At 71.6% G+C, this 25,260-nt stretch carries 23 protein-coding genes and 1 pseudogene; 10 read left to right on the top strand and 14 right to left on the bottom strand.

The genetic code is table 11. The features are described from left to right. Positions 1-83 precede the first annotated feature (83 nt). The 4 genes from ACIBL4_RS04790 (at position 84) to ACIBL4_RS04775 (ending at position 6,877) form a co-directional block, all read left to right on the top strand. Positions 84-1,232: an ROK family glucokinase gene (locus tag ACIBL4_RS04790; protein WP_399406470.1), complete on the top strand. Its 1,149-nt coding sequence runs from the start codon at positions 84-86 to the stop codon at positions 1,230-1,232. Next, the gene (locus tag ACIBL4_RS04785; RefSeq protein WP_399406468.1) at positions 1,229-1,810 is read left to right on the top strand and encodes a sugar kinase; all 582 of its coding nucleotides are present in this window, start codon (positions 1,229-1,231) and stop codon (positions 1,808-1,810) included. Before ACIBL4_RS04790 ends, ACIBL4_RS04785 begins: the two co-directional genes overlap by 4 nt. Positions 1,811-1,916: 106 nt before the next feature. Continuing rightward, positions 1,917-4,766: an SNF2-related protein gene (locus ACIBL4_RS04780; RefSeq protein WP_399406466.1), complete on the top strand. Its 2,850-nt coding sequence runs from the start codon at positions 1,917-1,919 to the stop codon at positions 4,764-4,766. After that, positions 4,763-6,877 carry an SWIM zinc finger family protein gene (locus ACIBL4_RS04775; protein ID WP_399406464.1) on the top strand — a complete coding sequence of 705 codons (2,115 nt, stop codon included), beginning with the start codon at positions 4,763-4,765 and terminating at the stop codon, positions 6,875-6,877. The genes ACIBL4_RS04780 and ACIBL4_RS04775 overlap by 4 nt, the downstream gene beginning before the upstream one ends. A gap of 183 nt (positions 6,878-7,060) precedes the next feature. On the opposite strand, the gene ACIBL4_RS04770 is transcribed toward ACIBL4_RS04775, so the two are convergent. The 4 genes from ACIBL4_RS04770 to ACIBL4_RS04755 all read right to left on the bottom strand — a co-directional run bounded on the left by ACIBL4_RS04770 (position 7,061) and on the right by ACIBL4_RS04755 (position 10,378). After that, a complete protein-coding gene (locus tag ACIBL4_RS04770; protein WP_399406462.1) occupies positions 7,061-7,651 on the bottom strand; it encodes a hemerythrin domain-containing protein in 591 nt (196 codons plus the stop codon). Positions 7,652-7,662: 11 nt separating this feature from the next. Next, positions 7,663-8,862, bottom strand: coding sequence for a hypothetical protein (locus ACIBL4_RS04765; RefSeq protein ID WP_399406460.1), 1,200 nt, complete (start codon positions 8,860-8,862; stop codon positions 7,663-7,665). A gap of 243 nt (positions 8,863-9,105) precedes the next feature. Further along, complete coding sequence (locus ACIBL4_RS04760; RefSeq protein ID WP_399406458.1) at positions 9,106-9,204, bottom strand: hypothetical protein; 99 nt, start codon at positions 9,202-9,204, stop codon at positions 9,106-9,108. 913 nt (positions 9,205-10,117) lie between these two features. Then, positions 10,118-10,378 carry a GlsB/YeaQ/YmgE family stress response membrane protein gene (locus ACIBL4_RS04755; protein WP_356925472.1) on the bottom strand — a complete coding sequence of 87 codons (261 nt, stop codon included), beginning with the start codon at positions 10,376-10,378 and terminating at the stop codon, positions 10,118-10,120. Between the two features lie 295 nt (positions 10,379-10,673). Here ACIBL4_RS04755 and ACIBL4_RS04750 point away from each other — a divergent pair, with 295 nt between their 5' ends. The 4 genes from ACIBL4_RS04750 to ACIBL4_RS04735 all read left to right on the top strand — a co-directional run bounded on the left by ACIBL4_RS04750 (position 10,674) and on the right by ACIBL4_RS04735 (position 13,631). Further along, positions 10,674-11,237, top strand: coding sequence for a hemerythrin domain-containing protein (locus ACIBL4_RS04750; protein WP_399406456.1), 564 nt, complete (start codon positions 10,674-10,676; stop codon positions 11,235-11,237). Between the two features lie 47 nt (positions 11,238-11,284). Then, positions 11,285-11,698 carry a hypothetical protein gene (locus ACIBL4_RS04745; protein ID WP_399406454.1) on the top strand — a complete coding sequence of 138 codons (414 nt, stop codon included), beginning with the start codon at positions 11,285-11,287 and terminating at the stop codon, positions 11,696-11,698. 87 nt (positions 11,699-11,785) lie between these two features. Beyond that, on the top strand, positions 11,786-12,511 hold the full coding sequence (locus ACIBL4_RS04740) for a DUF6766 family protein (RefSeq protein WP_399406452.1): 726 nt from the start codon (positions 11,786-11,788) through the stop codon (positions 12,509-12,511). An 85-nt stretch (positions 12,512-12,596) separates the two neighbouring features. Beyond that, positions 12,597-13,631 (top strand): DNA topoisomerase IB, encoded by a 1,035-nt coding sequence (locus tag ACIBL4_RS04735; protein WP_399406450.1) that lies wholly within the window; start codon positions 12,597-12,599, stop codon positions 13,629-13,631. A 6-nt stretch (positions 13,632-13,637) separates the two neighbouring features. Here the strand turns inward: ACIBL4_RS04735 and ACIBL4_RS04730 are convergent, their stop codons facing one another. Beyond that, positions 13,638-14,975 (bottom strand): cytochrome P450, encoded by a 1,338-nt coding sequence (locus tag ACIBL4_RS04730; RefSeq protein ID WP_399406448.1) that lies wholly within the window; start codon positions 14,973-14,975, stop codon positions 13,638-13,640. Positions 14,976-15,357: 382 nt separating this feature from the next. After that, complete coding sequence (locus ACIBL4_RS04725; protein WP_399406446.1) at positions 15,358-15,675, bottom strand: DUF2795 domain-containing protein; 318 nt, start codon at positions 15,673-15,675, stop codon at positions 15,358-15,360. A gap of 226 nt (positions 15,676-15,901) precedes the next feature. On the opposite strand from ACIBL4_RS04725, the gene ACIBL4_RS04720 reads away from it, so the two are divergent. Next, positions 15,902-16,351 carry a phosphatase PAP2 family protein gene (locus ACIBL4_RS04720; RefSeq protein ID WP_399406444.1) on the top strand — a complete coding sequence of 150 codons (450 nt, stop codon included), beginning with the start codon at positions 15,902-15,904 and terminating at the stop codon, positions 16,349-16,351. Positions 16,352-16,379: 28 nt separating this feature from the next. Here the strand turns inward: ACIBL4_RS04720 and ACIBL4_RS04715 are convergent, their stop codons facing one another. Together ACIBL4_RS04715 and ACIBL4_RS04710 are read right to left on the bottom strand one after the other, a co-directional pair. After that, positions 16,380-17,141 carry a ZIP family metal transporter gene (locus tag ACIBL4_RS04715; RefSeq protein ID WP_399406442.1) on the bottom strand — a complete coding sequence of 254 codons (762 nt, stop codon included), beginning with the start codon at positions 17,139-17,141 and terminating at the stop codon, positions 16,380-16,382. A gap of 93 nt (positions 17,142-17,234) precedes the next feature. Beyond that, positions 17,235-18,254 (bottom strand): DNA-directed RNA polymerase subunit alpha, encoded by a 1,020-nt coding sequence (locus ACIBL4_RS04710; protein ID WP_399406440.1) that lies wholly within the window; start codon positions 18,252-18,254, stop codon positions 17,235-17,237. Positions 18,255-18,670: 416 nt separating this feature from the next. Here ACIBL4_RS04710 and ACIBL4_RS04705 point away from each other — a divergent pair, with 416 nt between their 5' ends. After that, the gene (locus ACIBL4_RS04705; RefSeq protein ID WP_399406438.1) at positions 18,671-19,159 is read left to right on the top strand and encodes a GNAT family N-acetyltransferase; all 489 of its coding nucleotides are present in this window, start codon (positions 18,671-18,673) and stop codon (positions 19,157-19,159) included. Between the two features lie 127 nt (positions 19,160-19,286). Here the strand turns inward: ACIBL4_RS04705 and ACIBL4_RS04700 are convergent, their stop codons facing one another. The 6 genes and pseudogenes from ACIBL4_RS04700 to ACIBL4_RS04675 all read right to left on the bottom strand — a co-directional run bounded on the left by ACIBL4_RS04700 (position 19,287) and on the right by ACIBL4_RS04675 (position 25,107). Further along, positions 19,287-20,036 (bottom strand): alpha-amylase family glycosyl hydrolase, encoded by a 750-nt coding sequence (locus ACIBL4_RS04700; RefSeq protein ID WP_399406593.1) that lies wholly within the window; start codon positions 20,034-20,036, stop codon positions 19,287-19,289. A 12-nt stretch (positions 20,037-20,048) separates the two neighbouring features. Beyond that, positions 20,049-20,260, bottom strand: a pseudogene (locus ACIBL4_RS04695) (PfkB family carbohydrate kinase); the annotation flags it as partial. A 158-nt stretch (positions 20,261-20,418) separates the two neighbouring features. Continuing rightward, positions 20,419-21,843, bottom strand: coding sequence for a glycoside hydrolase family 32 protein (locus ACIBL4_RS04690; RefSeq protein ID WP_399406436.1), 1,425 nt, complete (start codon positions 21,841-21,843; stop codon positions 20,419-20,421). Positions 21,844-21,958: 115 nt separating this feature from the next. Continuing rightward, positions 21,959-22,831: a carbohydrate ABC transporter permease gene (locus ACIBL4_RS04685; RefSeq protein ID WP_399406434.1), complete on the bottom strand. Its 873-nt coding sequence runs from the start codon at positions 22,829-22,831 to the stop codon at positions 21,959-21,961. A 1-nt stretch (position 22,832) separates the two neighbouring features. Beyond that, entirely contained in the window at positions 22,833-23,759 is a 927-nt protein-coding gene (locus ACIBL4_RS04680) for a carbohydrate ABC transporter permease (protein ID WP_399406432.1), read from the bottom strand. An 85-nt stretch (positions 23,760-23,844) separates the two neighbouring features. Next, positions 23,845-25,107: an ABC transporter substrate-binding protein gene (locus ACIBL4_RS04675; protein ID WP_399406430.1), complete on the bottom strand. Its 1,263-nt coding sequence runs from the start codon at positions 25,105-25,107 to the stop codon at positions 23,845-23,847. Positions 25,108-25,260: the final 153 nt, after the last annotated feature.

Below are 25,260 nucleotides of genomic sequence, written 5' to 3'. Positions count from 1 at the left end.
CCCCCACCGGCCCGCACCCGGCGACGATCCGCACCACCCCTCTGCTCCGCACCCTGCCTCCCCGTGAGGCAGAATCGGCGGCGATGAGCACCTACCGCGACTTCACCGCCCCCATCGGCTCCCGCCGTGCCACCGTGCTCCGCACCGTCGGCACCCGGGAGCGCCGCTCACACCTGACGGCACCCCGCGTGCCGACGGTCGGCATCGACATCGGCGGTACGAAGGTGATGGCGGGCGTCGTCGACGCCGACGGCAACATCCTGGAGAAGGTCCGCACGGAGACGCCGGACAAGTCCAAGAGCCCCAAGGCCGTCGAGGACACCATCGCCGAGCTGGTCCTGGACCTCTCGGACCGGCACGACGTGCACGCCGTCGGCATCGGCGCGGCCGGCTGGGTCGACGCCGACCGCAACCGCGTGCTGTTCGCCCCCCACCTGTCCTGGCGCAACGAACCCCTGAGGGACCGCCTCGCCAGCCGCCTGTCGGTCCCGGTCCTCGTGGACAACGACGCCAACACCGCGGCATGGGCCGAGTGGCGCTTCGGCGCCGGCCGCGGCGAGGACCACCTGGTCATGATCACGCTGGGCACCGGCATCGGCGGCGCGATCCTGGAGGACGGGCAGGTCAAGCGCGGCAAGTACGGCGTGGCCGGCGAGTTCGGCCACATGCAGGTCGTGCCCGGCGGCCACCGCTGCCCGTGCGGCAACCGCGGCTGCTGGGAGCAGTACAGCTCCGGGAACGCCCTGGTCCGTGAGGCGCGCGAGCTGGCCGCGGCGGACTCGCCGGTGGCGTACGGGATCATCGAGCACGTCAAGGGCAACATCGGCGACATCACCGGTCCGATGATCACCGAGCTGGCCCGCGAGGGTGACGCCATGTGCATCGAGCTGCTCCAGGACATCGGCCAGTGGCTCGGCGTCGGCATCGCCAACCTCGCGGCCGCCCTCGACCCCTCCTGCTTCGTCATCGGCGGCGGTGTCTCGGCCGCCGACGACCTGCTGATCGGCCCCGCGCGGGACGCCTTCCGCAGGCATCTGACCGGCCGCGGCTACCGCCCCGAGGCCCGTATCGCCCGGGCCCAGCTCGGCCCCGAGGCCGGCATGGTCGGCGCCGCCGACCTGGCCCGGCTGGTCGCCCGCCGCTTCCGGCGCGCCAAGCGCCGCCGCGTGGAGCGCTACGAGCGCTACGAGCGGTACGCGCAGTCCCTCCGCAGTACCCAGGAGACGCCGTGACCGCCTCCCTGCCGCACCAGGGTTCGTGGCCGGACGGCGAGGAACGTCCGGCCGAGGACCACCGCCACATGATCCGCCGCAGGGCGCTCACCCTGCTGATCATCGTGCTGCTCATCGGCGTTCCGGCCGGCTACCTGGTGATCTCCGCGAACCAGAGCCGCGACAGCGGCAAGGACAAGGAGGCCAAGTACTCGGCGACCGGCCTGACCGCGGGCTGGCCGTCCAAGCTCCAGCGCCGGATCTACCAGGTGCCCGTCCCGCACCCGGCCTGGCACGTGGCGTACTACGAGACCAACAACTGGAAGACCAGCCGCCTGTACGCCCAGTTCGAGACCAACGCGGCCGGCCTGGACGCCTATCTGACGGGCCTGGGCGTGACCCGGAAGGATCTGGAGAAGGGGCACATCACCATCGGCGCCCGCGACCGCAAGATCACCGGCTGGAAGTTCCCCGAGGGCGACTCGTGGTACGGCTTCGTCCACCGCCAGAAGAACCCCGCGCCCACGCACGACGTGGTGGTCGACCTGTCCAACCCCGCGTATCCCTGGGTGTACGTCGTCTCCCGGACCGTGCCCTGACCCTCGACCCGGCCCGGGCGGCACGGCCGCCGGGGCCGATTGTCAGACCCCGCCCGTAGAGTCGGAGACAACTGATCCGACATGCGGGCGGGAGGTGACAGGACGTATGGGTGACACGGCTGCGGTGGCCGAGCGCGCGGGGGACGCGACGGTCCCGGTCCGGCTCCCGGCCGTCTTCCTGCCCGCACCCCTCCCGCGCGACGGGCGCATCGCCTTCTGGGACCCCGAAGGGGAGCCCCTGCCCGCAGAGGTCACAGAGCTCACCGACAACACCGAACTCACGGTCGTACGACGGCACGGCGCCGCGATCCGGCGGCGGGCCACCCCGGCGCTGTCCCTCCCGCTGGACGAGGCCCTGCCGCTCCTGGTGCGCGCCCGGCACGACCCCGCGGCGCACCCCGCCACCGCCTGCTGGGGAGCCGCCGCCCTGCACGCCCTGCGGCTCACCGCGCGCGGCCGGCTGCTGCCCGGCCTGACCCCCACGGGCCACGACGCCTGGCGCGCCGGCCCCCTGGACCCGGACGACATCGCGCACCTGCGCGCGGTCGCCGCCGCCCTGCCCTACGAGGGACACGCCGTCCCACTGCCCGGCCCGGGCCCGATCCGCCTCCCCGAACCGGAAGCGCTGGTCCGCGCCTTCCTCGACGCGGTCGCCGACACCCTGCCGCGCACCCCGGCCGCACCCCACGCCACCGGCAGACCCTTCGCGGCCCGCGACGCCCAGCATCTGCCCGACGCCCACGACTGGGCCGCCGAGGTCGCCGCCGGCATGGACGCCGGCGTGCGGATCTCACTCCGGCTGGACCTCTCGGCGTACGACCTGTTCGACGACGCCCTAGACGGCGGCGCACGCAGCGCCGGCGCCGCGGTCGTCCAGGTGCACAGCCTCGCCGACCCCACCCTCGTCGCCGACGCGGCGGCGCTGTGGGCGGGCGAGGCGGACGACGCCTTCGGCCCGCGCGCCCGGGTGGACGCGGCCCTCGCCGTCCGCCGCGCGGCCCGGGTCTGGCCCCCGCTCGACCGGCTCGGCGACCAGGACGTGCCCGACGTGCTGGCGCTGACCGAGGAGGAGCTGAGCGACCTGCTCGGTGTCGCGGCCACCCGGCTCGCCGCGGCCGGCGTCGCCGTGCACTGGCCCAGGGACCTGGCCCAGGACCTCTCGGCAGCGGCGGTGGTCCGGCCGGCCCCCGGCTCGGCGACCGACGGCACCGGCTTCTTCGAGAGCGAGGATCTCCTCCAGTTCCGCTGGCAGCTGGCGCTCGGCGGCGACCCGCTCACCGAGAGCGAGATGGACGCCCTCGCCGAGGCCCACCGTCCGGTCGTCCGGCTGCGCGACCAGTGGGTGCTGGTCGACCCGGCCCTCGTCCGCAAGGCCCGTAAGCGGGACCTGGGACTGCTCGACCCGGTCGACGCGCTGTCCGTCGCCCTCACCGGCACCGCCGACGTGGACGGCGAGACGGTCGAGGCCGTACCGGCCGGCGCGCTGGCCACCCTGCGCGACCGCCTCACCGCGGGAGTACCCCCGGCCGCACCGCCGCCCGGCCTGCACGCCACCCTCCGCGACTACCAGCTGCGGGGCCTGGCCTGGCTCGACCTGATGACCTCCCTCGGCCTCGGCGGCTGCCTCGCCGACGACATGGGCCTCGGCAAGACCGTCACCCTCATCGCCCTGCACCTGAAGCGGGCCCGCCGCGAGCCGACCCTGGTGGTCTGCCCGGCCTCGCTGCTGGGCAACTGGCAGCGGGAGATCACCCGCTTCGCACCGGGCGTCCTCGTCCGCCGCTTCCACGGCCCGGACCGCAGCCTGGACGGCCTGGACGGCGGCTTCGTCCTCACCACGTACGGCACGATGCGCTCCGCCGCCCCCGCCCTGGCCGGGCAGGCGTGGGGCATGGTCGTCGCCGACGAGGCGCAGCACGTCAAGAACCCCTACTCGGCCACGGCCAAGGCGCTGCGCACGATCCCGTCCCCCGCACGCGTGGCCCTGACCGGCACACCCGTCGAGAACAACCTGTCGGAGCTGTGGGCGCTGCTCGACTGGACCACCCCGGGCCTCCTCGGCCCGCTGAAGTCCTTCCGCGCCCGGCACGCCCGGGCCGTGGAGAACGGCGAGGGCGAGGAGGCGGTGGAGCGCCTGGCCCGCCTGGTCCGGCCCTTCCTGCTGCGCCGGAAGAAGTCCGACCCGGGCATCGTCCCCGAGCTGCCGCCCAAGACGGAGACGGACCACCCGGTGCCGCTCACCCGCGAACAGGGCGCGCTGTACGAGGCGGTGGTCCGCGAGTCGATGCTCGCCATCGAGACCGCCGAGGGCATGGCGCGCCGGGGCCTGGTGCTGAAGCTCCTGACGTCGCTGAAGCAGATCTGCAACCACCCGGCGCTGTACCTGAAGGAGGAGCCCGCCCGGGCCTCCGGCGACCGGCTCGCCGCCCGCTCCGGCAAACTCGCCCTGCTGGACGAGCTGTTGGACACGCTGCTCGCCGAGGACGGATCCGCCCTGGTCTTCACCCAGTACGTGGGGATGGCCCGTCTGATCACCTCCCACCTGGCCACCCGGGCGGTCCCGGTCGACCTCCTCCACGGCGGCACGCCGGTCCCGGAGCGGGAGCGCATGGTCGACCGCTTCCAGGCCGGCTCGACCCCGGTCCTGGTGCTGTCCCTCAAGGCGGCGGGCACCGGCCTCAACCTCACCCGCGCGGGTCACGTCGTGCACTTCGACCGCTGGTGGAACCCGGCCGTCGAGGAACAGGCCACCGACCGCGCCTACCGCATCGGCCAGACCCAGCCCGTCCAGGTCCACCGCCTCATCACCGAGGGCACGATCGAGGACCGCATCGCCGAGATGCTCCAGGCCAAGCGAGCCCTCGCCGACGCGATCCTCGGCTCCGGCGAGTCGGCCCTCACCGAGCTGACGGACCGGGAGCTGTCCGACCTGGTCTCCCTGCGGAGCACGCCATGACGTCCCGCCCGGCCGACGAGGCCCGCCGGGCCCTGCGGGCGGCCCGCGAACGGGCGGCGTCCGACCCGCACCCGGCACCGGCTTCCCGTCCCGCGCCCTCTCCGGCCCCGGCACCCGTCGGGCAGGAGGCCCCCCAACCGGCGGACGTCGCCCGTGAGGCACTGCGAAGGGCCGTGTCCGAGCACCGGGGCGCGGGCCCGGCGAGGGACATGGGCGCGCTCCGGGACGCGGATGCCGAGGTGCTCGCCGATCAGCCGGAAGACGCCGCGCGGGACACGCCGGGACCCACGGAACCGGACGGCTCCGACCACCGGGGCGAGACCGGGGAGGCCCCCACCCCGACGGACTCGGCCGGCCCTCCCACCGGCGAGGAGGACCAACCCGCCGCCCCACGCGAGAGCACGGCGACCGCTCCCTCGGGCGGCACCGACCAGCCGGCCCGCCGCGCGGCGGACATCGCACGCGAGGCGCTGCGCGCCGCCCGGGAGGACGCGCGGCGGGCACGGCAGGAGACGGAGAGCGAAGGGGCCCGGCGCCGGCGCGGGACACGGCAGAGGCGTGTGGACGAGCGGGCGGCGGCCCTCCGCCGGACGCGCGAAGACGCCGTCGGCGGGGAAGCGCGTGACGTACGGCAAGTGCTGTCCGAGACCTTCCGGATGCCGGCGGCGGACCCCGGCGGGACGCCCGAGGCCCCGGACGAGACCGGCCATGAGGACTCGCCCTCACCCGGCCCCGGCATCCCCGACGCCGCGAGCACCGTGCCACCCCATGCCCCCACCCGCTCTACCACCATGCCCCCGACCCCCCGCACTCCTGGCACCCTCCACAGCCCCCTGGCCCCCCACTCCATGGCCGCTCCCGACCGCGACAACGAACTCCGCCGCACCTTCCCGGCCTTCCCGCCCCGCGACCCGGACGGCAAGGGCTTCGCCGGGAGCTGGTGGGGGAACGCGTGGGTCGCCGCGCTGGAGCAGGGCGCGCTGGACGCCAAGCGGCTGGAGCGCGGGCGGGGTTACGCCGGGCAGGGGCATGTCGACGCCATCACCGTGACGCCCGGCCAGGTGCTGGCGTACGTGCGGGGCAGCCGTCCGCGCCCGTACCGCGTGCAGGTGCGGCTGCGCACGCTCGACGACGCCGACTGGGAGCGGTTCCTGGACGCCGCCGCCGACCGGCCCGGCCACATCGCGGCCCTCCTCGACAGGGAGATGCCCCAATCCCTCGCGGACTGCGGCGTGCCCCTGCTGCCGGGCCCGGGCGATCTGGAACCGCGGTGCAGCTGCCCCGACCGGGGCCACCCCTGCAAGCACGCCGCCGCCCTCTGCTACCAGACCGCGCGGCTGCTCGACGCCGACCCCTTCGTCCTGCTCCTGCTGCGCGGCCGGGGCGAACGCGAGCTGCTGGACGCGCTGTCCCGGCTGAGTGCCACCCGTGCGGCGCGCGCCGCCCAGGACAAGGGACCGGCGCCGCTCCCCGGAGTGCGGGCCAGTGACGTTCTCACGCCGCGCGCCCTCCCGCCCCTGCCGGCGCCGCTGCCCCCGCCCCCGCAGCCCGAGCAGCCCCCGGCCTACCCGGCGGCCCCGGGCGGCCCGGACCCGTTCGCACTGGACCAGTTGGCCACGGACGCCGCCGCACGGGCCCACGCGCTGCTCACCACGGGCCGTGACCCGGTCGGGCAGCTGACGCTCTGGGAGGACGCGGTCCGCCTGGCCGCGGCCCGCCCCGGCTCGGGGCTCACCGCGGGCACCCGGGCGCTCTACTCCTCCCTCGCCGCCGCGGCGGGCCGCACCCCGTCCGAGCTGGCCCGCGCGGTCGCCGCCTGGCGCCAGGGCGGACCAGAGGGCCTCGCCGTACTGGAGGAGCCGTGGGATCCGCCGGCCGGCCGGTTCGACCGGGCCCGTCCGCTGCTCCTCGCCGCCGACCTGCCCGCCTTCCGCCCCTGGCGCAACCACCTCACCCACCCCCAGGGCCATGTCCAGCTCCGCCTGGGCCGCGACGGCCTGTGGTACGCCTACGAGTCCGAACCGGGCCAGGAGGACTGGTGGCCCCGGGGCACCCCCGACCTGGACCCGGTCGGCGCCCTGACGGGCCTGGGCATACCGAGCGACCTCTGAGACGCAGCGGTCCGCTCCGCTCCGTGACAGGTCACCCGGGGGACCCCGCAGGCAAACGATCAGCCGACCGGGACCATGCCGTACCCAACCGCCTCGGCGGACGGCCCCGTTATGGAGAGCGGGGCCGTGCCGCGGCCCCCGCCGCAGCAGGGAAGACGTCGCTGATGTGCCGGACGCGTGCGATCAGTCGCGGCCCATGGCCGCGCGGACGGCGTCGCGCGTGCGGTCCATCAGCGCGGCGACGGGGCCGAGCGCCATGTTGGCCGGGGCGGACTCCACGCCCGGATGGGGCCGGGTGGGCGCCATGGCCTCGGCTGCCTTCACACCCTTGGCCAGGGAGGCGAGTGTCGCGGTGTCGGCGCTGCGCCGGATGTGGATGAACTCGTAGCGTTCCTCCGCGCGGGCGTGTTCCTGGACGTCGGCTCGCAGGGCCAGCAGCCGCGGCAGGAACTTGGGGTCGCCGGTGTCCATCTCGTCCAGGTCGCTCAGCGTCTCCTTGGCCGACCGCTCCTCTTCGAGGCGGGCCGCGACCACGTCCTCGCCGCCGGTGACCTTGCGGCGGACGAACGGGTGCACCACCTCTTCCTCCGCCGTCTCATGGACGGCGAGGAGCCGTACCAGGCGGCGGAAGGCGTCCTGCCGGGCGTCGCCCTCGGTGGCCTCGACCTCGTCGAAGAGGTTGCGGATGTCCCCGTGCTGGCGCATGAGCAGGGCCACCACGTCGACGTCCGCGGAGGCGTCGTCGCCGGCCTGCGGAGTGTGCTGTTCGGACATGACCGCCCTCCTCACTTCTCGCGCAGGGCGGGGTCGGGGTGTTCGCCCTCGGTCTCGACGCGGTACTCCCGCCCGAACATCTCGCCGTGCTGCGTCATCACCCGTTCGCTGGGCGGCGCCTCACCGCCGTGGAGCTGCTCCTGCATCTTCTCGAACCGCTCGTGTGCCTCCCGGACGTATCCGGCGCCGAGAGTCGTCAGATCGATCTGCGTGTCCAGCAGGTCCCGCAGGTATGCCTTGTTCGGCTCGAAGGTCAGCACGTCGGGCAACCGCGGCGCGAGCACCGACTCCGGGTCGCGCCCGTCGTGACGGCGCATCAGGTCGCAGGCGATGTGCAGGTGCTCCAGTTCCTGGTTCAGGTGCAGCTCCCAGATCGCCTTCACCTTGGGGTCGCTCTCCTGCTCCATGAAGGAGTAGTAGAGGTAGCACTCGTTGTACTCGTGGTTGACGAGCTGCTCCCACCACGTCTCACCCGGGTCGACGAGCGACTCGTAGTGCGTGACGTGCTCCTCCTCGATGAGCCCGATCTCCTGGTAGAGCTGGCGGGCGATCGGCTCCATGTAGGTGGGGCCGGTGTTCATGTAGAAGTTCATGGTCTGCTGCTCCGCCGACATGATCGTCAGCGCGTGCAGCTTGGACAGCGGGTTCGTCTCGTCCTTGGCGTAGGGGTCGCGGACGTTGTCGGCCGGGTGACGGTGGTGGTACTTCGTCGGCCGGCCGGGCATGACCTCGGTCAGGCCTTCGACGATCGCGTCCGCCTTGCGGTGCTCGATCATCTCGTACAGGTTCGCGTACCGGTACAGGTGGTCGAAGTCCTCCAGCACGCCGAACTGGTACGCCTGCTTCAGGTACGGGTCCGGCTCCATGCGGGCGACCCAGGCGGTGAGGTCCACGGCCACCTGCTCGTAGGCGATCGTCGTCTCGAGCACCGACGACACGCCGGGCAGCAGCCAGTTCACCGCCTTCTGCTGCTGCGCCTCGATGTAGCGCGTCTGGGCCAGCTGCCGTTTCACCTCGGGATCGACGGTGTTGCGGGCCAGTTGGTGGCTGAACATGATCGCCTCGACCTCGATGCCGTTCATCGTGATGATCCGGCAGCGGGTGTAGGGGTCGCAGTGATCGGGGTCGATCGGAGCCACGTCGAGCTCGCGCCAGTTCCTGATCTGACGGTCCAGCGGGATACCGCGCTGTTCCAGGGGGTTGAAGGTCACTGTGCCTCCAAGGGGGGTTTGGTGCCTACGCAGGTCCCCCACGACGAGGAGATCACTCTCCGCTAAGGGGGATGAGTGCCGGCCAATGCTTGACCTCATGGGCCCCGGGCAGCGGCTCCCGCGCCGAACCGCCCCCGCGGCGGCACTCGACCAGCGGCACCTTCGGAGAGGGTGCCGGCGCCCGGGCGAGGTCGCACCCGGTGGGCTGTCCGTCGCGCGGCGGACCCGCTCGGCCGGTGCGGCTCACGCGCCGACCAGCAGGTCGCTCTCCTGTACGGCCGCCATGGACAGCGTCTTGTACCCGACCTGCTCGAACAGCACGACGAGGCGGTCCTCCTCCACGCGCACGACCGTGCCCGTGCCCCATTCGGCGTGACGGACCCTGTCGTGCGGCTCGTACGGCGCACCGGCCCCCGACGCCGTGGAGGAGGCCCGCTGCCCGAACCGCGCGGCGCCTGCCCTCGACGGCCAGGGGTCCGGCCTCTTCCAGCAGGATGGGCAGGTCGGTGGTCTTCCGGCGGGACAGGCCGCAGAGCTGCGCCACCCGGTTGCCGCTGTGCGGGACGTCCTTGCCGAGCAGCGAACGCGGAGGTGGCCACCACGACGGCGGGCCGGCCGGCCAGGAAGCCTCGTGGATCCGCCGCCGTTCCGCCGCCTTCATCCCCGCGTGCAGACCTCGGCGTCGACGCAGTCCTGGCGCAGCCGCGCCGCATGGGTTTCAGCGTCCTTGCGGGTGGCCGTGTAGTGGATGCCCGGGGCGCGTGCTCCGGCCGCCCAGTGTGAGACGGCGACACGTCTGGCGGCATCGACGGGCGGCCCAGGCGTTCGGCCGCCTCCCACCGGCCCAGGTAGTCGGGGCGGAAGTCGTGTCCCCACACGGAGACGCAGTGGGCCTTGTCGACGAGGAACAGCGCGGGGTCCAGCTCACGCATCCACTGCAGCGCACTGTCCTTGGCCGGCTGCTCCGGGGACAGGAACAGGCCTCAGCTCACTCCAGCCGAAGCGCTCCCGGGCGGCGCGGCGCAGCTCCCCGGTCCGGTCGTGCCCGCACGCGTCCGCCCGGACCTTCGGGCTCCGCGTGCGCCGGGTCATGGCACGAAGCCGCCTTCACGGCCCCGAGACCCTCTCGCCGGCCCGGTCCGGGTTGCCGGGCCGGGCCGGCGAGAGGGTCCCCGCCGCCCGGCCCCGTGCGGTCGCGGCCGACCGTCACCAGGGACCCCGGGCGCCGAGGGAGTCCGCACCATGAACTGGGTCGTCAGGCGCGTCGCCGTGCCCACAGTGGGGTGACGAATGCGATGAGGACGGCCGCGATGCCGACCTGGAAGACGTGGCGGATCCAGTCGATACCGCCGGTGTCGCGCACCCCGAACGCGGTGGCGAGCGCGTTGCCGGCGACGGCGCCGACGATACCCATGAGGACCGTCAGCCACAGGGGGATGGGCTGACGTCCGGGAACAACGAGCTTGGCCAGCAGGCCGATGATGAGCCCAGCGATGATCGCCCACAGGAACGACACGACAACTCCTTCCGTTCGTTGCCCTTTTCGGGCACGACTCCGTGTTCCCGCCGAAAGCCGCCATAAGCCTTGTCCGTCACACGGCCCTGCACGCCGGTCAGGGGCCGCGATGCGAGGAGCCGCGGTCCGATCCTTTCGGCCACCGGAGTGAAGTGCTGAAACACCGTGAGGTCCTGGGTGCGGGGGCGTGGCAGGTATCCGTGCTGGGCGGCGCCGGTGGAGTGCCGGACGGAGCCGGTGGGCACCCGGCCCCGGAACGACACCGGCCTCAGAACGACAAAGGACTGGAGAACCCATGGGACACGGCGGAAACGTCATCCAGGAACTGACGGCTGATCACCGCGAGGTGGACGACCTCTTCGCGCAGATCGAAGCACTGCCCGGGGCCGACGAGCAGCGGCGCGACCTGGCGGACCGGCTCACCATGGAGCTGATCCGGCACTCGGTGGCCGAGGAGGAGTACCTGTATCCGGCGGTGCGCCGGTACGTCGATGGGGGAGACGACCTCGCCGACAAGGAGATCGCCGACCACGCCGAAGTCGAGCGCATGCTCAAGGAACTCGAGGGCTGCCGACCCGGTGACGGGCGTTTCGACACGCTGATCCTGCGGCTGAAGAACTCCGTCACGGCGCACGTCAGCGACGAGGAGAACCGGCTCTTCCCGATGCTGGCCGACGTCTGCTCCGCCGAGGCCCTGGACGAGCTCGGTGAGAAGGTCCGCTCGGCCAAGGAGCACGCTCCGACCCGTCCGCACCCGTCCGCGCCGGACACCCCGCCCGCGAACAAACTCCTCGCGCCCGGTGCGGGCATGGTCGACCGCCTGCGCGACATGCTCACCGGACGCGGAAAGCAGGGCTGACAGGACCGGCTCGGACGGACAGGGCCCGGGGCCGCACGGGAGGCGGGATGTCAGGACGGTGGTACGGCCCCGGCACGGTGGCGGTGGTGGTGGTCCTCGGCATGACCGGCGCCTGCGGAACGCCGTCGGAGCGGCGCGACGGCGTCACGGCACAAGTGACGCGCTTCGAGCGGGCCCTGGACGCCGGGCAGCGGGGACGACTGTGCGCCGCCCTCGCACCGGCCACCAGGGAGGAACTCGAGCAGTCGGCCAAGCGCCGCTGCGCCCGGGCGATCGGCGAGCAGAGCCTTCCGTCGGCGGGCGCCGTACGCCGCGTCGACGTCTACGGTGAACAGGCCCGGGTGGTGCTGGACCGAGACACCGTCTTCCTGGCGCACTTTCCCACGGGGTGGAAGGTCACCGCGGCCGGATGCCGGCCCCGGCCGCAGCGCCCGTACCAGTGCGAGCTCAAGGGCGGGTGAGAAGACCGTGAGGACGTTGTTCGCCGGAACTCTGCTCGTGATCGTGGCCGGCCTGGCGTACTTCATGGCGCTGGGACTGATGCACCGGTGACCCCCGCGTCGGAGCACGGCGGGGACAGCGCACCGCCTCGGCGTCGTGTGCGGCGCTTCCTCCGCCACAACGGTCTCGGTCTCTTCTTCCTGACCACGTTTCTGCTCGCCCTCGCCGGACAGGCCGTGGCCGGACACGCGGAGTTCAACAACCAGATCGTCTCGGACGGCATGGCGCCCCTCGACTTCGGTGCCTACCTCGCGTCGTCGGACTTCGCCGTCGACGTCACGGAGAACTGGCAGTCGGAATACCTGCAGTTCTTCCTCTACATCTTCGCCACCGTCTGGCTGCTGCAACGCGGTTCACCGGAGTCCAAGGAACTGGACAGGGCCGGTACCGAGTCCGACAAGGACCAGATGGTGGGGCGTCACGCCACGGAGGAATCTCCGCGCTGGGCCGCGGCCAGGGACTGGCGGGGCCTGGTGTACTCCCGCTCCCTGGGGCTGGTGATGGGCGCCGTCTTCCTGCTGTCCTGGCTGACCCAGTCCGTCACCGGTGTCGCCGCCTACAACGAGGAGCAACTGCGCCGGCTGCAAGCCCCCGTCAGCTGGGCGGAGTACCTGTCGGCTGCGGACTTCTGGAGCCGGACCCTGCAGAACTGGCAGTCCGAACTCCTGGCCGTCGCCTCCATGGCCGTCCTCTCCATCTACCTGAGGCAGCGCGGATCGCCGGAGTCCAAGCCCGTGGGCGCGTCCGACTCCGCCACCGGCGTGGAGGGCTGAGCACTTCGGTGGAGGCGGCGAGCCCGGTGTGCGAGGGAGGTGGGCGGGTACCGACACGACAGAGCTTGAATGGCTGGAGGTCGGGATGCGTCTTTTCCACAGCCGCCCCACCGACCCCGGGTACCGCCGCCTGCGCCACGGACGCGGCTTCCGCTACCTGGACACCCACGGGGAACCGCTGCGCGATCCCGGGGAGCTGGCCCGGATCCGGGCACTGGTCATACCGCCGGCCTGGCGGGACGTGTGGATCTGCACCAGGGCCAACGGGCATCTGCAGGCCGTCGGCACCGACGCCGCCGGCCGCCGCCAGTACCTGTACCACCCTCAGTTCCGCGCCGAACAGGAGGAGGCCAAGCACGAGCACGTGCTCGACGTCGCCGAGACCCTGCCCGCGGTGCGCGAGGCCGTCGAAGGGCACCTGAGCGACCGGGGCCTGACCCGGCAGCGGGTCCTGGCCACGGCCGTGCGCCTGCTCGACCTCGGCTTCTTCCGCATCGGCAGCGACCGCTACACCGAACAGAACAACAGCTACGGCCTCACCACGCTGCTGCGCGAGCACTCCCGCTGCCGCGCCGGCGCGGTCCTGTTCACCTACACCGGCAAGCACGGCAAGGAGATCATCCAGACCGTCGCGGACCCTGCCGCCTGCCGCAGCCTCACCGCGTTGCTGCGGCGCCGGGGCGGCGGTGACCGGCTCCTGGCCTACTGGGAGGGGCGCGCCTGGCATGACGTGACCGGCGATGACGTCAACGCGTACCTCAGGGAACTCGCCGGACTGGAGATCACCGCCAAGGACTTCCGTACCTGGCACGCCACCGTCATGGCGGCCGTGGCACTGGCCGTCTCACAACCCGTGGCGCGCAGCGAGACCGCCCGGCGCCGGGCCATCACCCGGGCCGCGCGCGAGGTCTCCGGGTACCTCGGCAACACGCCCGCGGTCTGCCGCGCCTCCTACATCAACCCACGGGTGATCGAGTTGTACGAGGAGGGCGTGACGGTCGCGCCCGCGCTGTCTCATCTCGGCGACGAGGGCCCGTACGGCATCCCCGCCACGCACGGACCCGTCGAACGGGCGGTGCTGCGCATGCTCCGCGACGGAGACCCGTCCGGAGGAGAGTGAGAGGCCCTACGATCCCTTCTCGGTCACGTCGGCCAGGGCCCGTCGCGCGGGGACACCGGTGCCGGAGGCCGTCCCGGCCGAGGGCGAGCCGCTCGGCACCCGTACGTCCCGTACGGCGAAGCCGCTGCGCACCCGCGCCGGGATGCGCCGCAGCGAGATGCGCAGGTCCTGGTCGGGGACGGTGTACTCGAGGCCGGCCAGGCGGAGCACGAGGGCTTCGAGCAGCCCGATGGTGAGGCCCTCGCCGGGGCAGCGGTGGCCGGTGCGCGGTTCGGCACCGCCCTGCGGGATGAGTTCATCGCGCTGGACCGCGTGTTCGAGGAACCGCTCGGGGCGGAAGGCGTACGGGTCGCCCCACAGCTCCTTGTCGTGGTTCTGCCCGAAGACGTCGAGCAGTACCATCGCGCCGGCCGGGACCGGGACGTCCCGCCACGACAGGTCCCGCGCGGCGAGGCCGCCGAGGAAAGGCGCGAACGGGTAGAAGCGGCGCACCTCGTGCACGAACGCGGCGGTGTAGGCGGTGTCGCCGCCGCGCAGGCGGTCGCGCTGGTCCGGCCGCAGATGCAGATGCAGCGCGTGCGCCGTATAGGCGACGAACCAGCAGACGGCGACGGTGGGCCGGATGACGTTCAGCAGTTCGACGGCCGCCGTGTGCGGGGGCAGCGGCTCACCGGTGGCCTCCTGGTGCCGGCACACAGCCGCGAGCACAGATCCGTCGGGGGCGGCGGCATCGCCCGAGCGGACCTCCTCGACCAGCCGGGTGAAGCGTTCCTCCTGCCGGTTTCGGGCGCGCCGGGCCCGCCAGTGCCGGGGCCCGGCGGTGGCGAAGCCGTCCACCATGGCGACCAGGTCGCGGGCGAGATGCTCCGCCTCCCCGGTGTCCTCGTCGAGCGGGACGCCAGCCCAGCGGCACACGCCACGGGTCAGCACGACACTCGCCTCGTCGAAGAGCACGACCTGTTCGGCCCTGCTCCACTCCCGCACCGCGTCGTCCCACGCGGGGAGGACATGTTCGACGAGACCGGCGATGCGGTCGGCCTGCAGCAACGGCAGGAAGAACTCCTTGCGGGCACGGTGGGCGCCGCCGTCGAGCGTGTGGACGGCGGCGTGGCCGAACAACGTGCTCAGCACGGGTCCCGGGAGGGCGCCGTCGCGGTGCACGTTGTGCTCGTCGTAGAAGAACCGCACCGCCTCGGGTCCCCGCACGGCGAGCGCGGGCTTGCCCATCACCCGGGTGCGCGCCACGCCGTCAGGGCGCTCGCGCAGCAGGCCGGGCAACCAGGAGTAACCCTGCACGAGAGCCGGCAGAGAACGATCGATCAGGGGTGAACTCCATGCGTCCATGGCCACTGGGTGCCCACGCCCGGGGCCCGGACACCTCCGGCCCGGCGACCGCCGCCGAGCCGGGAGGGCACCTGCGGTCCGGTACCGCACGGTGAACGCGTCACAAGCGTGGCTTCATCTCGAACCGAGGCCCCAGGTCAGGGGCGTCGGACCCCGCCGGCTCCGTTGCGAGACGGTGCACGGTCACCAGTTCGTGCAGCACGCCGGAGGTCTCCTCGCGGCACAGCCCCGCGGCCCGCGCCACCTCGTCCAGGTGGACGGCCTCCCCCTGGCGTTCCTCCTGGGCCCGGCTCAGCGCCGCCAGGACCTGTTCATGGGCCTCGGTGTAGGGCCCCGCCGCAGGGTCCGTGACGGACCGGTCCTCCGCGGGCCACCGTCCTGGTCAGCGGTCCAGCTCTTCCTCGATCGGTGTCCTGGGCACCTCGCGCAGGTGCTGCGACATACCTGGCTTGCCGCCCTGGCGGGCCTGTTCACCGCGCTGGGCCGGGCTGTGTCCCAGATCCGTGTCGGGATCGGTCCGCACGGAACGGGCGATGTCTTCCCGGTTGTTGTAGGTCTCCGGCGGGATGCCACGCAGAGCGGACAGCACCTCGCCGGAGGCACCGGCGGAACGGGCCGCCTCCAGCAGCTCGTTCTTGTCTGCGGGAAAGTCCACGTTCCGCAGAGCGCCCAGCACGTCGTCGAGCGTCGGGTGCGCCATGGGAAACACTCCCTCGGTCAGGTTGGGAACGGGCTCCGCGTACCCGTGTCCCCGTCCGGCACACCGGCGAAGGCGACCCGCTCCGGCCCGCAGGGAGTTAGGTGCCCTTCAGACCGGGAAGTCGCAGGTCATGGGAGTGCTGGCGGATCTTCATGAGGGTGATCATCGGCTGACACGGTGGGTGGCGTCGTGGCGATCGGACTGTGTCCGGCGGGTCCTGCCGGCGGTGGAGGAGACCGCCGAGCACACCAAGCTGTGGTGGGGCGCGGCCGTGGCTCTGTCCGCCGCCGGGTGGCGGGGACGCAGGGCCGCGATCGCCGGCCTGGCGAGCATGGCCGTGGCGGAACTGGCCTCGAACTGCGTCCTCAAGCCTGTGTGTAATCGGCGTCGGCCGCCGAAGGAATGGATCTCGCACGAGGAGGTCGACGACCGCCCCGACTCGCCGTCCTTCCCCTCCGGGCACACCGCCGCAGGGGTGGCGTTCAGCGTCGCGGTGGCGTCGGTGTGGCCCTGGGCGGGCGCGGTGTGTGCGGTGCCGGCCGTCGCGGTGGCCGCCGAACGCGTGCACACGGGAGCGCACTACCCGTCCGACGTCGCCGTCGGCGCGGCGGTCGGGGTGACCGCGGCCGCCTTGGTCGGCCGTGCTCCCCGCCTCGCCCTGCGACTGCTGCGCTGACCTGAGGCCTGTCGTGAAGGCACAGCGGTCAGGTGTGAGAGAGGGCGAAGGAGACGAGGAAGCCGCTGACGGTGATCAGTCCGATGGCCAGATGGGCGTCGTCGAACGCTTCGGGGATCATCGTGTCGGCGATCATGGCGAGGATCGCCCCGGCCGCCACCGCGGTCATCGCGGCGATCACGGTGGGGGAGAAGGAACCGACCACCGTGTAACCGAGGACGGCCGACACCGTGCCGGCCGCGGCGATCGCCGCCCAGACGCCGAAGACGTACCCCTTGGCGCGGCCGGCCTTCTTCATCCCCGCCGAACTGGACAGCCCCTCGGGAACGTTGCTGATGAACACCGCGGCCACGGTCACGAGGCTGACCGTGCCGCCGTCGAGCAGGCTGACGCCGATCACCGCGGATTCCGGCACACCGTCGAGCAGGGCGCCGAGCGCGAGCGCCGTCCCGGACCCACCCTGCTCGGCCTCCGAGGGCTGCGCCCGCGCCCGCTCGTGACCGGAGCGCTTGCGGTGGCGCGCGCCCCGGCGCGCCAGCCACACGTTGCCCCCGGTGTAGGCCAGGGCGCCGATGAGGGTGCCGACGGCCGCGGGAGCGAGCCCCGCCTGCTCGTACGCCTCCCCGACCAGTTCGAAGGACACCGCCGAGATCAGCACCCCGGCCCCGAAGGCCATCACGGTCGCGATCACCTTTTGCGGAACCCGCAGCCCGTACCCGAGCGCGGCACCGAACAGCAGCGCCGAGCCCGCCAACAGCCCCCACAATCCCGCCTGTACGACTTCAGCCATGCCGCCCCGTCTACCCGCCGAGGACGACGACCCACCTGGCTGTGCGCGCAAGTCCGGGCAGCGGTCTCCTCCCCGCCCGGCGCGGCGCGGCGGTCAGTACTGCTCGGTCTCCACGAACCCCGGGTCCCCGTCGTTGGGCGCGCCGAGGACGTCGGCGGAGGTCGGGTCGAATCCGGGCGGGCTGTCCTTGAGGTTCAGGCCCATGCCGGCGAGCTTCTCCTTGACCTCGTCGATGGACTTCGCGCCGAAGTTGCGGATGTCGAGCAGGTCGGCCTCGGAACGCGCCACGAGCTCACCCACGGAGTGGACGCCCTCGCGCTTGAGGCAGTTGTACGACCGGACGGTGAGGTCCAGGTCCTCGATCGGCAGGACCAGGTCGGCGGCGAGGGCGGCGTCCGTCGGAGACGGGCCCATGTCGATGCCCTCGGCGTCGATGTTGAGCTCACGGGCCAGACCGAACAGCTCGACCAGGGTCTTGCCGGCCGACGCCATGGCGTCACGCGGACGCATGGCCTGCTTGGTCTCGACGTCGACGATCAGCTTGTCGAAGTCGGTCCGCTGCTCGACACGCGTTGCCTCGACCTTGTACGTGACCTTGAGCACCGGCGAGTAGATCGAGTCGACCGGGATCCGGCCGATCTCCTGGCCGACCTGCTTGTTCTGCACGGCGGAGACGTAACCGCGGCCGCGCTCGACCGTCAGCTCCATCTCCAGCTTGCCCTTGCCGTTGAGCGTGGCCAGGACGAGGTCGGGGTTGTGCACCTCGACACCGGCCGGCGGCGCGATGTCGGCGGCGGTGACCAGACCCGGGCCCTGCTTGCGCAGGTACATCACGACCGGCTCGTCGTGCTCCGAGGAGACGACCAGCTGCTTGATGTTGAGGATCAGGTCGGTGACGTCCTCCTTGACGCCCGGCACGGTGGTGAACTCGTGCAGGACACCGTCGACGCGGACGGACGTGACCGCCGCACCCGGGATCGAGGACAGGAGCGTACGGCGCAGGGAGTTGCCGAGGGTGTAACCGAAGCCCGGCTCCAGCGGCTCGATCACGAACCGGGAGCGGAACTCGTCGACGACCTCTTCGGTCAGGGACGGACGCTGAGCGATCAGCACGGGGTGTGGCCTCCAGAGGGTTCGGCGCCCGCTATGTGACGCCGTGGACACCATGAAGGGTACGGGTGCGACCGGCGATGCGGTCTCCGCAGCCACGGCCCCGTGTCCTGCCAGGGGAGGACGCGGCGAGTCGCGTCGAGCCACGAAGCCGGGTAGAGACCGTCCGTGGGCGTCCAGGCCAGTCCAAGATGAGCGCGAAATGCCAGGTGAAGGCATTCTGGCAGAGGTGGGTTACAACGCCGGCGCGGGCGCCGTTGCACTCGGTTGTCCTCTTGGGAGCCGCTCGAAGCAAGGACACGGCGACGGCACGCGTCGATCGGGGCCTGGGCAGGCGGTCCCCGGGAGCGGTGCGGGAATCCTCCCCGAGCAGCCGACCCGCCGCGCGACGGCACGCCCCGGTGCGAAATACTCTCCCGATGAGTTCACGCACTTCCCCGGTCGGCCGGCCGGTCACGATACGGAGGGCCGTTGCGCGGGATGCCAAACGGCTCACGCGGCTCGTGCGTGGCTCAGGCGCCTACGAGGGTAAGTACGCGGCCGCAGTCGAGGGCTACCGGGTCGGTCCTGATTACATCGAGGCCCACCGCGCCTTTGTGGCCGTCGGCGCCGACGAGCATGGAGGCCAGGTCCTCGGGTTCTACTCGCTCGTCCTCGCTCCACCGGAGCTCGATCTGCTGTTCGTCGCCGACGAAGCGCAAGGACGGGGTATTGGACGGCTGCTCGTCGCGCACATGCGGTCCGAGGCCCGTGCCGCCGGGCTCGACCGTGTCAAGGTCGTGTCGCATCTTCCCGCCGAGGGCTTCTACCACCGCGCAGGTGCGGTACGGATCGGGACCGCGCTCGCGAACCCGCCCGCCGTGCCGTGGGACCGTCCCGAATTCGAGTTTCGCCTTTCTTCGCCATGATGCGGTTTGCCGGTACGCAGGGCACCCGGCTTCGCCCGCATGGTGGCCGGCATGCAGGAGCCGCTGGACGCAGGGCGCGACTGGGCGCGCGGGGGAGGTCGGCCGGGGGTGATCCCGTTTGCGTTCGTCAGTCCCGGTGCAGCAAGACCGTGGTGTCGGCAGGCAGCAGCCCGTCCTTGATCAGCGGTCCCGAGGCGGTGAGGGGGCTGGTGGTGTCGGGGAGCGGGATCGGCTGGTCGGTGAGGTTGACCGCGCACAGCAGGCCGGTGCCGCGTTCGAAGAGGAGCGTGCCGGCGGGGCTGTCCAGCCAGTGGAATTCCTCGCCCCGCAGGCCGGGGTGGGTGCGACGCAGGCGCAGGGCGGAGCGGTACAGCTGGAGCATGGAGGTGCGGTCGGTCTGGTTGGCTTCGGCGGTGTAGGACTTCCAGTCGTCGGGCTGGGGGAGCCAGGGGGTGGCGGACCCGAACGTGCTGAAGCCGAAGGGCGGGGTGTCGCCGGCCCAGGGGAGGGGGACGCGGCAGCCGTCGCGGCCTCGGATCGTGTGGCCGGAGCGTTCCCAGGTGGGGTCCTGAAGGGCCGACTCGGGGAGGTCTTCGACCTCGTACAGGCCGAGTTCCTCGCCTTGGTAGATGTACGCGCCGCCGGGCAGGGCCAGCATCAGCAGGGCCGCCGCCCGTGCTCGGCGGGTGCCGAGCGCGAGGTCGGTGGGGTGGCCCTGGTCGCGCATCGGGGTCGTGACGCCGGTGTCGGCGCGGCCGTAACGGGTGACGTGGCGGGTCTCGTCGTGGTTGGAGAGGACCCAGGTGGCGGGGGCGCCGACGGTTGCCAGATCGGTGATCGTGCGGTCGATGACCTCCCTCAGCTTGTCCGCTTCCAGGGCGCACTTGAGGAAGTCGGCGCCGAAGACGTCGTTGGAGAACCGTCCGAGGAAGCGGGTGGGGTGCCGAGCCGGGCGAGGGCGACGGCGGTGTTGGCGGGACCGCCACCGGGCATGGCGCGCAGTGCGAGTTCACCGAGGCTGGACCGGCCAGGGTCGGCGAAGGTGCCGGCGACGCACTCGCCAAGGACGGTGACACTGCTGGGGGAGCCATGTCGGGTCATGGTGACTCTCTGCCCTTCTGAGGGAGGGCGTGGGGGTGCGGCTCCTGTGCCTGGGTCCGGCTGGTACGCCGAGGTCAACGTGTAGGTCGACGACGGTGCCGTCCTCACCCGCTTCGACGTGAGGACGGCGTTTTGAGGACACGTGGGACAGCGGCGCGTTACGCGTCCTGCCCTTGGCTCGCCAGCAGCGGTTCCTGACGGATTCCGCCCGGGGTCAGGTTCCATGCCTCGACTGTAAAGTCGCTGCGGCCCGTGCCTGTCGTGCGGGCCTGCAGTCGCCATGGTCCCTCGGCGAGTGGATAGAACCTGAGGGTGAGGACCCGGCCGTCGCCGAGATAGACCTCGGCGATCGAACGGTCCACGATCACGCGTAGCTCCACGGGGGTGCCGGCCGTCGCGGCTGGGCACCGGACGGCATACGAGCCTCCCCGCGCCCTCGCATCCAGTGACGCGTGGCTGCGGTCCACGGTGAGCTGGCCGGTGGTGGGATCGAGGCTGATGTCGAGGTACTCGGTGTCGTCCGCGGAGGTGACCAGGCGCAAGCCGCTCGTGCCGGTGGTGTCCGGGGTCAGGACGGCAGTGAGGTCGAAGGCGCGGCTGACCTGGCCGAGTTCGGCCGCCCCGGACTGTGTGACGTGCCCGGTGCGGTGCAGTACGCGTTCGCCACGCAGCGCGAGCAGTTCGCGAGCGGGGCGCTGGACGACCGTTCCGTCGGCGGCGAGGGTCACCTCGCGGGGGAGAGTGAGGGTGCCTGCCCAGCCTGCTTCGTGCGCCCAGGCGTCGTCGCGGGCTTCCCACGCCCAGCCCCACAGCAGCCAGCGGTCCTCCCCGGGGGCCCTCAGCAGCGCGGGGGCGTAGAAGTCGGGGCCGTGATCGAGCGGCACCGGGGCCGCGGTCGCCGTGAAGCATCCGTCCTGCGCGCGGCCGGTATGGACGGTCGTGTGGCTGGGGCCGCCCCGCGGGGTCCAGTCGCTGATGATCAGGACGCCGCTGTCGCCGAAGGTCGCGTACTGGGGGCATTCCCATCCGACCGGGCCGGAGCCGGCCCCGGCATCGCTGGCGTGGAAGGGGCCGCGGTACTCCCAGTGCTCCAGGTCGTCGGACTCGTACAGCTGCGCCGCGGCGCGGCCGTCGGCGAGCGCCGAGCCGACCAGCATCCGCCAGCGGCCATCCTGCTGCCAGACGTAGGGGTCCCGGTACATGGTGGTGTCGGCGGGCGGCTCGGGGATGAGCAGCTCGGGGCGTTTGGCCCAGGTGATTCCGCCGTCGTACGACTCGGCGGTGGTCACCGGCTGCCACCAGCGATCGGTGCGGTGGGCCGAGTAGAAGGCCACCATGCGTCCGTCGTCGGAGACAGCGTTTCCGGAGAAGCAGCCGTCGGCGTCGTAGCCGCCGGGAGTGGGGGCGAGGGCCACCGGGAGAGGTTCCCAGTTGATCAGGTCGGGGCTGCGGTAGTGGCCCCAGTGCACGTTCGAATGCCGCGGGCCGTACGGGTTGTACTGGAAGAAGACGTGGTAGTGGCCGTCGTGGAAGACCAGCCCGTTGGGGTCGTTGATCCAGTTGCGCGGGGGGCGCAGATGCACGGCAGGAAGGTGGGGGTCAGCAGGCGGCGTGGACACACGGGGCCTTTCTCGGGGTGCGCGAAGCACACGGGAAGAAGAGGGGTGGAGAAACGCGGTGCGTTGCGCGGGCGCGGGTTCAGCCCTTCACGCCCGTCGACGCGATGCTGTTCACGAACGACCGCTGGAACGCCACGAACAGGGCGAGGATCGGCACGGTGATCATGGACGAGTAGGCCATGATCTGGCCCCAGCCCACGTTGAGTTGGAAGAAGTAGGAGATGCCCACCATCACCGGCCGCAGGTTCTCGCTCTGCACGACCATCAGCGGCCACAGGTAGGAGTTCCAGGCGGGCAGGAAAGTGAGGATGGCGACGGTGGCGACGGCCGGGCCGGACAGCGGCATGACGATGCGCCGGTAGATGGTGAACCAGCCGGCGCCGTCCACGATCGCCGCCTCGTCGATCTCCTTGGGGATGCTCTGGAAGTACTGGTGGAAGAAGAAGATCGAGAAGGCGTTGGCGACGAACGGCACGATCTGGACCTGGTAGGTGTCCATCCAGCCGGTGGTCCACTCCAGGTGGAAGCCGTTGACGCGGAGCAGCGGCAGTTGATTGACCCACCACACCAGCGGCAGGGCGAAGGTCTCGAACGGCACGATGAGGGTGGCGATGATGCCGGTCAGGACGAGCTTGCGGCCGGGCCAGCGCATGCGGGACAGGGCGAAGGCAGCCATGCTGTTGACGATGATGCCGAGCACGACGGTGATCGAGGAGATCAGTACGGAGTTCAGCAGGAATTGTGCCGCCGGGACTCGCTCGAACACGGCCGTGTAGTTGTCCAGCGACAGGGCTCCGACCGGCAGGAAGGCGCGCAGCGAGCCCAGGTCGCCGAAGATCTGGTCGTCCGGCTTGAGCGACGAGACCAGCATGAAGACGAGTGGGAGCGCGAAGACCAGGGCCAGGACGACACGGCCGACGTGACCGCCGAGGTGCTTGAGGACGTAGGTCATGTCAGTCCTTCTCCCGGGTCAGGAAACGCTGGACGAGGGACACGGCCAGCACGAGCACGAAGAAGATCAGCGAGATCGCCGCGGCGTACGCGGTCTGCTGCTGGTCGTAGCCGGTGTGCACGGCCTGGTAGACGACCGTGGTGGTGGAGTCGAGCGGGCCGCCTTGCGTCATCACCCTGATCTGGGTGAAGAGGCTGAACGCCGCGATGGTGATGGTGACCAGCACGAAGGTGCGGGTGGCGCGCAGTCCGGGCCAGGTGACGTGGCGGAAGCGGTGCCAGCGGGTGGCCCCGTCCAGGTCGGCGGCCTCGTACAGCTCGGCAGGGATGGTCTGGAGACCGGCCAGCCAGATGATCATGTGGAAGCCGACGCCCTGCCACACCGACATCAGGATGATGGCGGGCATGGCGGTGTCCGGGTTACCCAGCCAGTCCGGGCCGTTGACATGTCCGAGGGTGAGCGCCGAGATGACGTGATTGACCAGGCCGTCCTGCCGGTAGAGGAAGGTCCACAGGAGGGACACGACGACCATCGAGGTGACGACCGGCAGGAAGTAGACGGTGCGGAAGAAGTTGACGCCCCGCACCTTCGCGTTGACCAGCAGCGCCAGCGCCAGGGCGACCCCGGCCTGGAGCGGGACGACGACGGCGGCGAAGTACGCCGTGTTGCGCAGGGACTTGTAGAAGACCGGGTCTTCGAAGAGCTGGGTGAAGTTGCGAAGGCCCACGAAGCGGGCCGGGGTGGGTGAGATCAGCCTCGCGTCGGTGAACGCCAGGGCGAAGGCGAGGGCGACCGGTACGACGAGGAAGACGATCAGCAGCACGACGGCCGGGGTGGCCATGCCGACGGCGGTGAGGCTCTCACGGCGGCGTGCGTTGGTCGTTCGGGTTCGCCGGACCGGACGCAGCCGCTCAAGGGCTGCGATCATGGTGGTCACGGTAGCTCCAGGGGGGCCGGTCCGGTTCGGGCGCGCGGGGAGGTGCGGTCGGGGCCCGAACCGGACCGGAGCAGGGTCAGCCGGCGTTGTAGTTGTTCGTCTTCAGGTTGTTGTCGATGTCCTTGGCGGCCTGGCCCAGAGCTTTCTCGGGATCGGCGCCGGACAGGATGTCCTGGGCCGCCTTCTCGAACTCGGTGGAGATGTAGGGGTAGGCCGGGGTCACCGGGCGTACCTCCGCGTACTTGCGCGCGAACTGGACGAGCACGTTGTACTTTCCGCCCGGCTGGTAGCCGTCGATCTGCTTGGATGCGGCCTCGGTGCCCGGGAGAGTGCCGGTGGCCCTGGCGTAGTCGACGAAGTACTTGGTCTGGCGGGAGAACTTCAGCCACGCCTGCGCGCCGGCCTTGTTGGAGCAGGTGGAGCTCATCGCCCACTGCCAGGAGGCGCCGCCGATCTTGGGACCGTTACCGAAGTCGACCGGCGGGATGATCGCCAGATCGTCGCCGAGCTTGTCGGCGTTCTTGGTGGCGTTCCAGCTGCCGTCCCACTGGATGGCGCTCTTGCCGGCCAGGAAGTCCTTGTTGGGGTCGGCGCCGGACTTCTTGGACATGTAGCCCTTGGACACCAGCGAGCGGAACCAGGTCGCCCACTCCACGGACTTCTTGCCGTTGAGGGTGCCCGAGGCGGTCTTGTAGCCGTCGCGGTTGACCAGGTCACCGCCGAAGCTCTGCAGCTGCGGGGAGTACGCGTACGACCACCACTCACCGGTGCCGCCGGTGCCCATCTCCAGCGGGTACGTGAACTTCCCGCTCTTCTTCAGCTCGGCGAGCGCCGCGTCGAACTCGGTCTTCGTCCACGGCTTGTCCATGGTGGGGATGCGGATGTCGTACTTGTTCAGCACCGACTTGCGGGCGAAGAAGGCCAGGGACACGTCGTAGAAGCCGAAGCCGTAGACCTTGTCCTTGTAGCGACCGACGGTGCTGGGCAGCTGGTCGGACAGCGGGACCTCGCTGCCGGAGACGTCGATCGGGGCGAGGTAGCCGCCCCACGCCCAGTTCGCCACGTTGGGCCCGTCCACGTCGAGCAGGCAGGGCAGCTTGCGGGCCGAGGCGGCAGCGACGACGGAGTTGTTGTAGTCGCTCTGCGGGAACGCCTGGAGCTTGACCTTGTACTTGCTCTGGGAGCCGTTGAAGTCCTTGATGATCTTCTTGACGACGTCAAGTTCGGTCGAGTTGCCGGCGTTGTGCGTCCACAGGGTCAATGTGTCGCCGTCGGCTCCGGACGTGCTGCCGCCGCTGCCGGTCGCGCATCCGGCGACCAGCGCGGTCGCCGCTGCCACAGCTACACTCGCACCAGCGAGGCGCCTGGTTCTGAACACCACGAGGGTTCCTCCATCTCACTGAGACGGGTCTTGCCGGACCCGCCTTGGCGACCGGTTGCGACGGTCGCTGTTCTTGGTGGTCGTCCCGCCGCCCGGAGGGTCAGAGCTCCT

It is taken from the genome of Streptomyces sp. NPDC050416, assembly GCF_044458845.1.
Lineage (GTDB): Bacteria > Actinomycetota > Actinomycetes > Streptomycetales > Streptomycetaceae > Streptomyces.
This window is presented reverse-complemented; position numbering and strand designations above follow the sequence as displayed.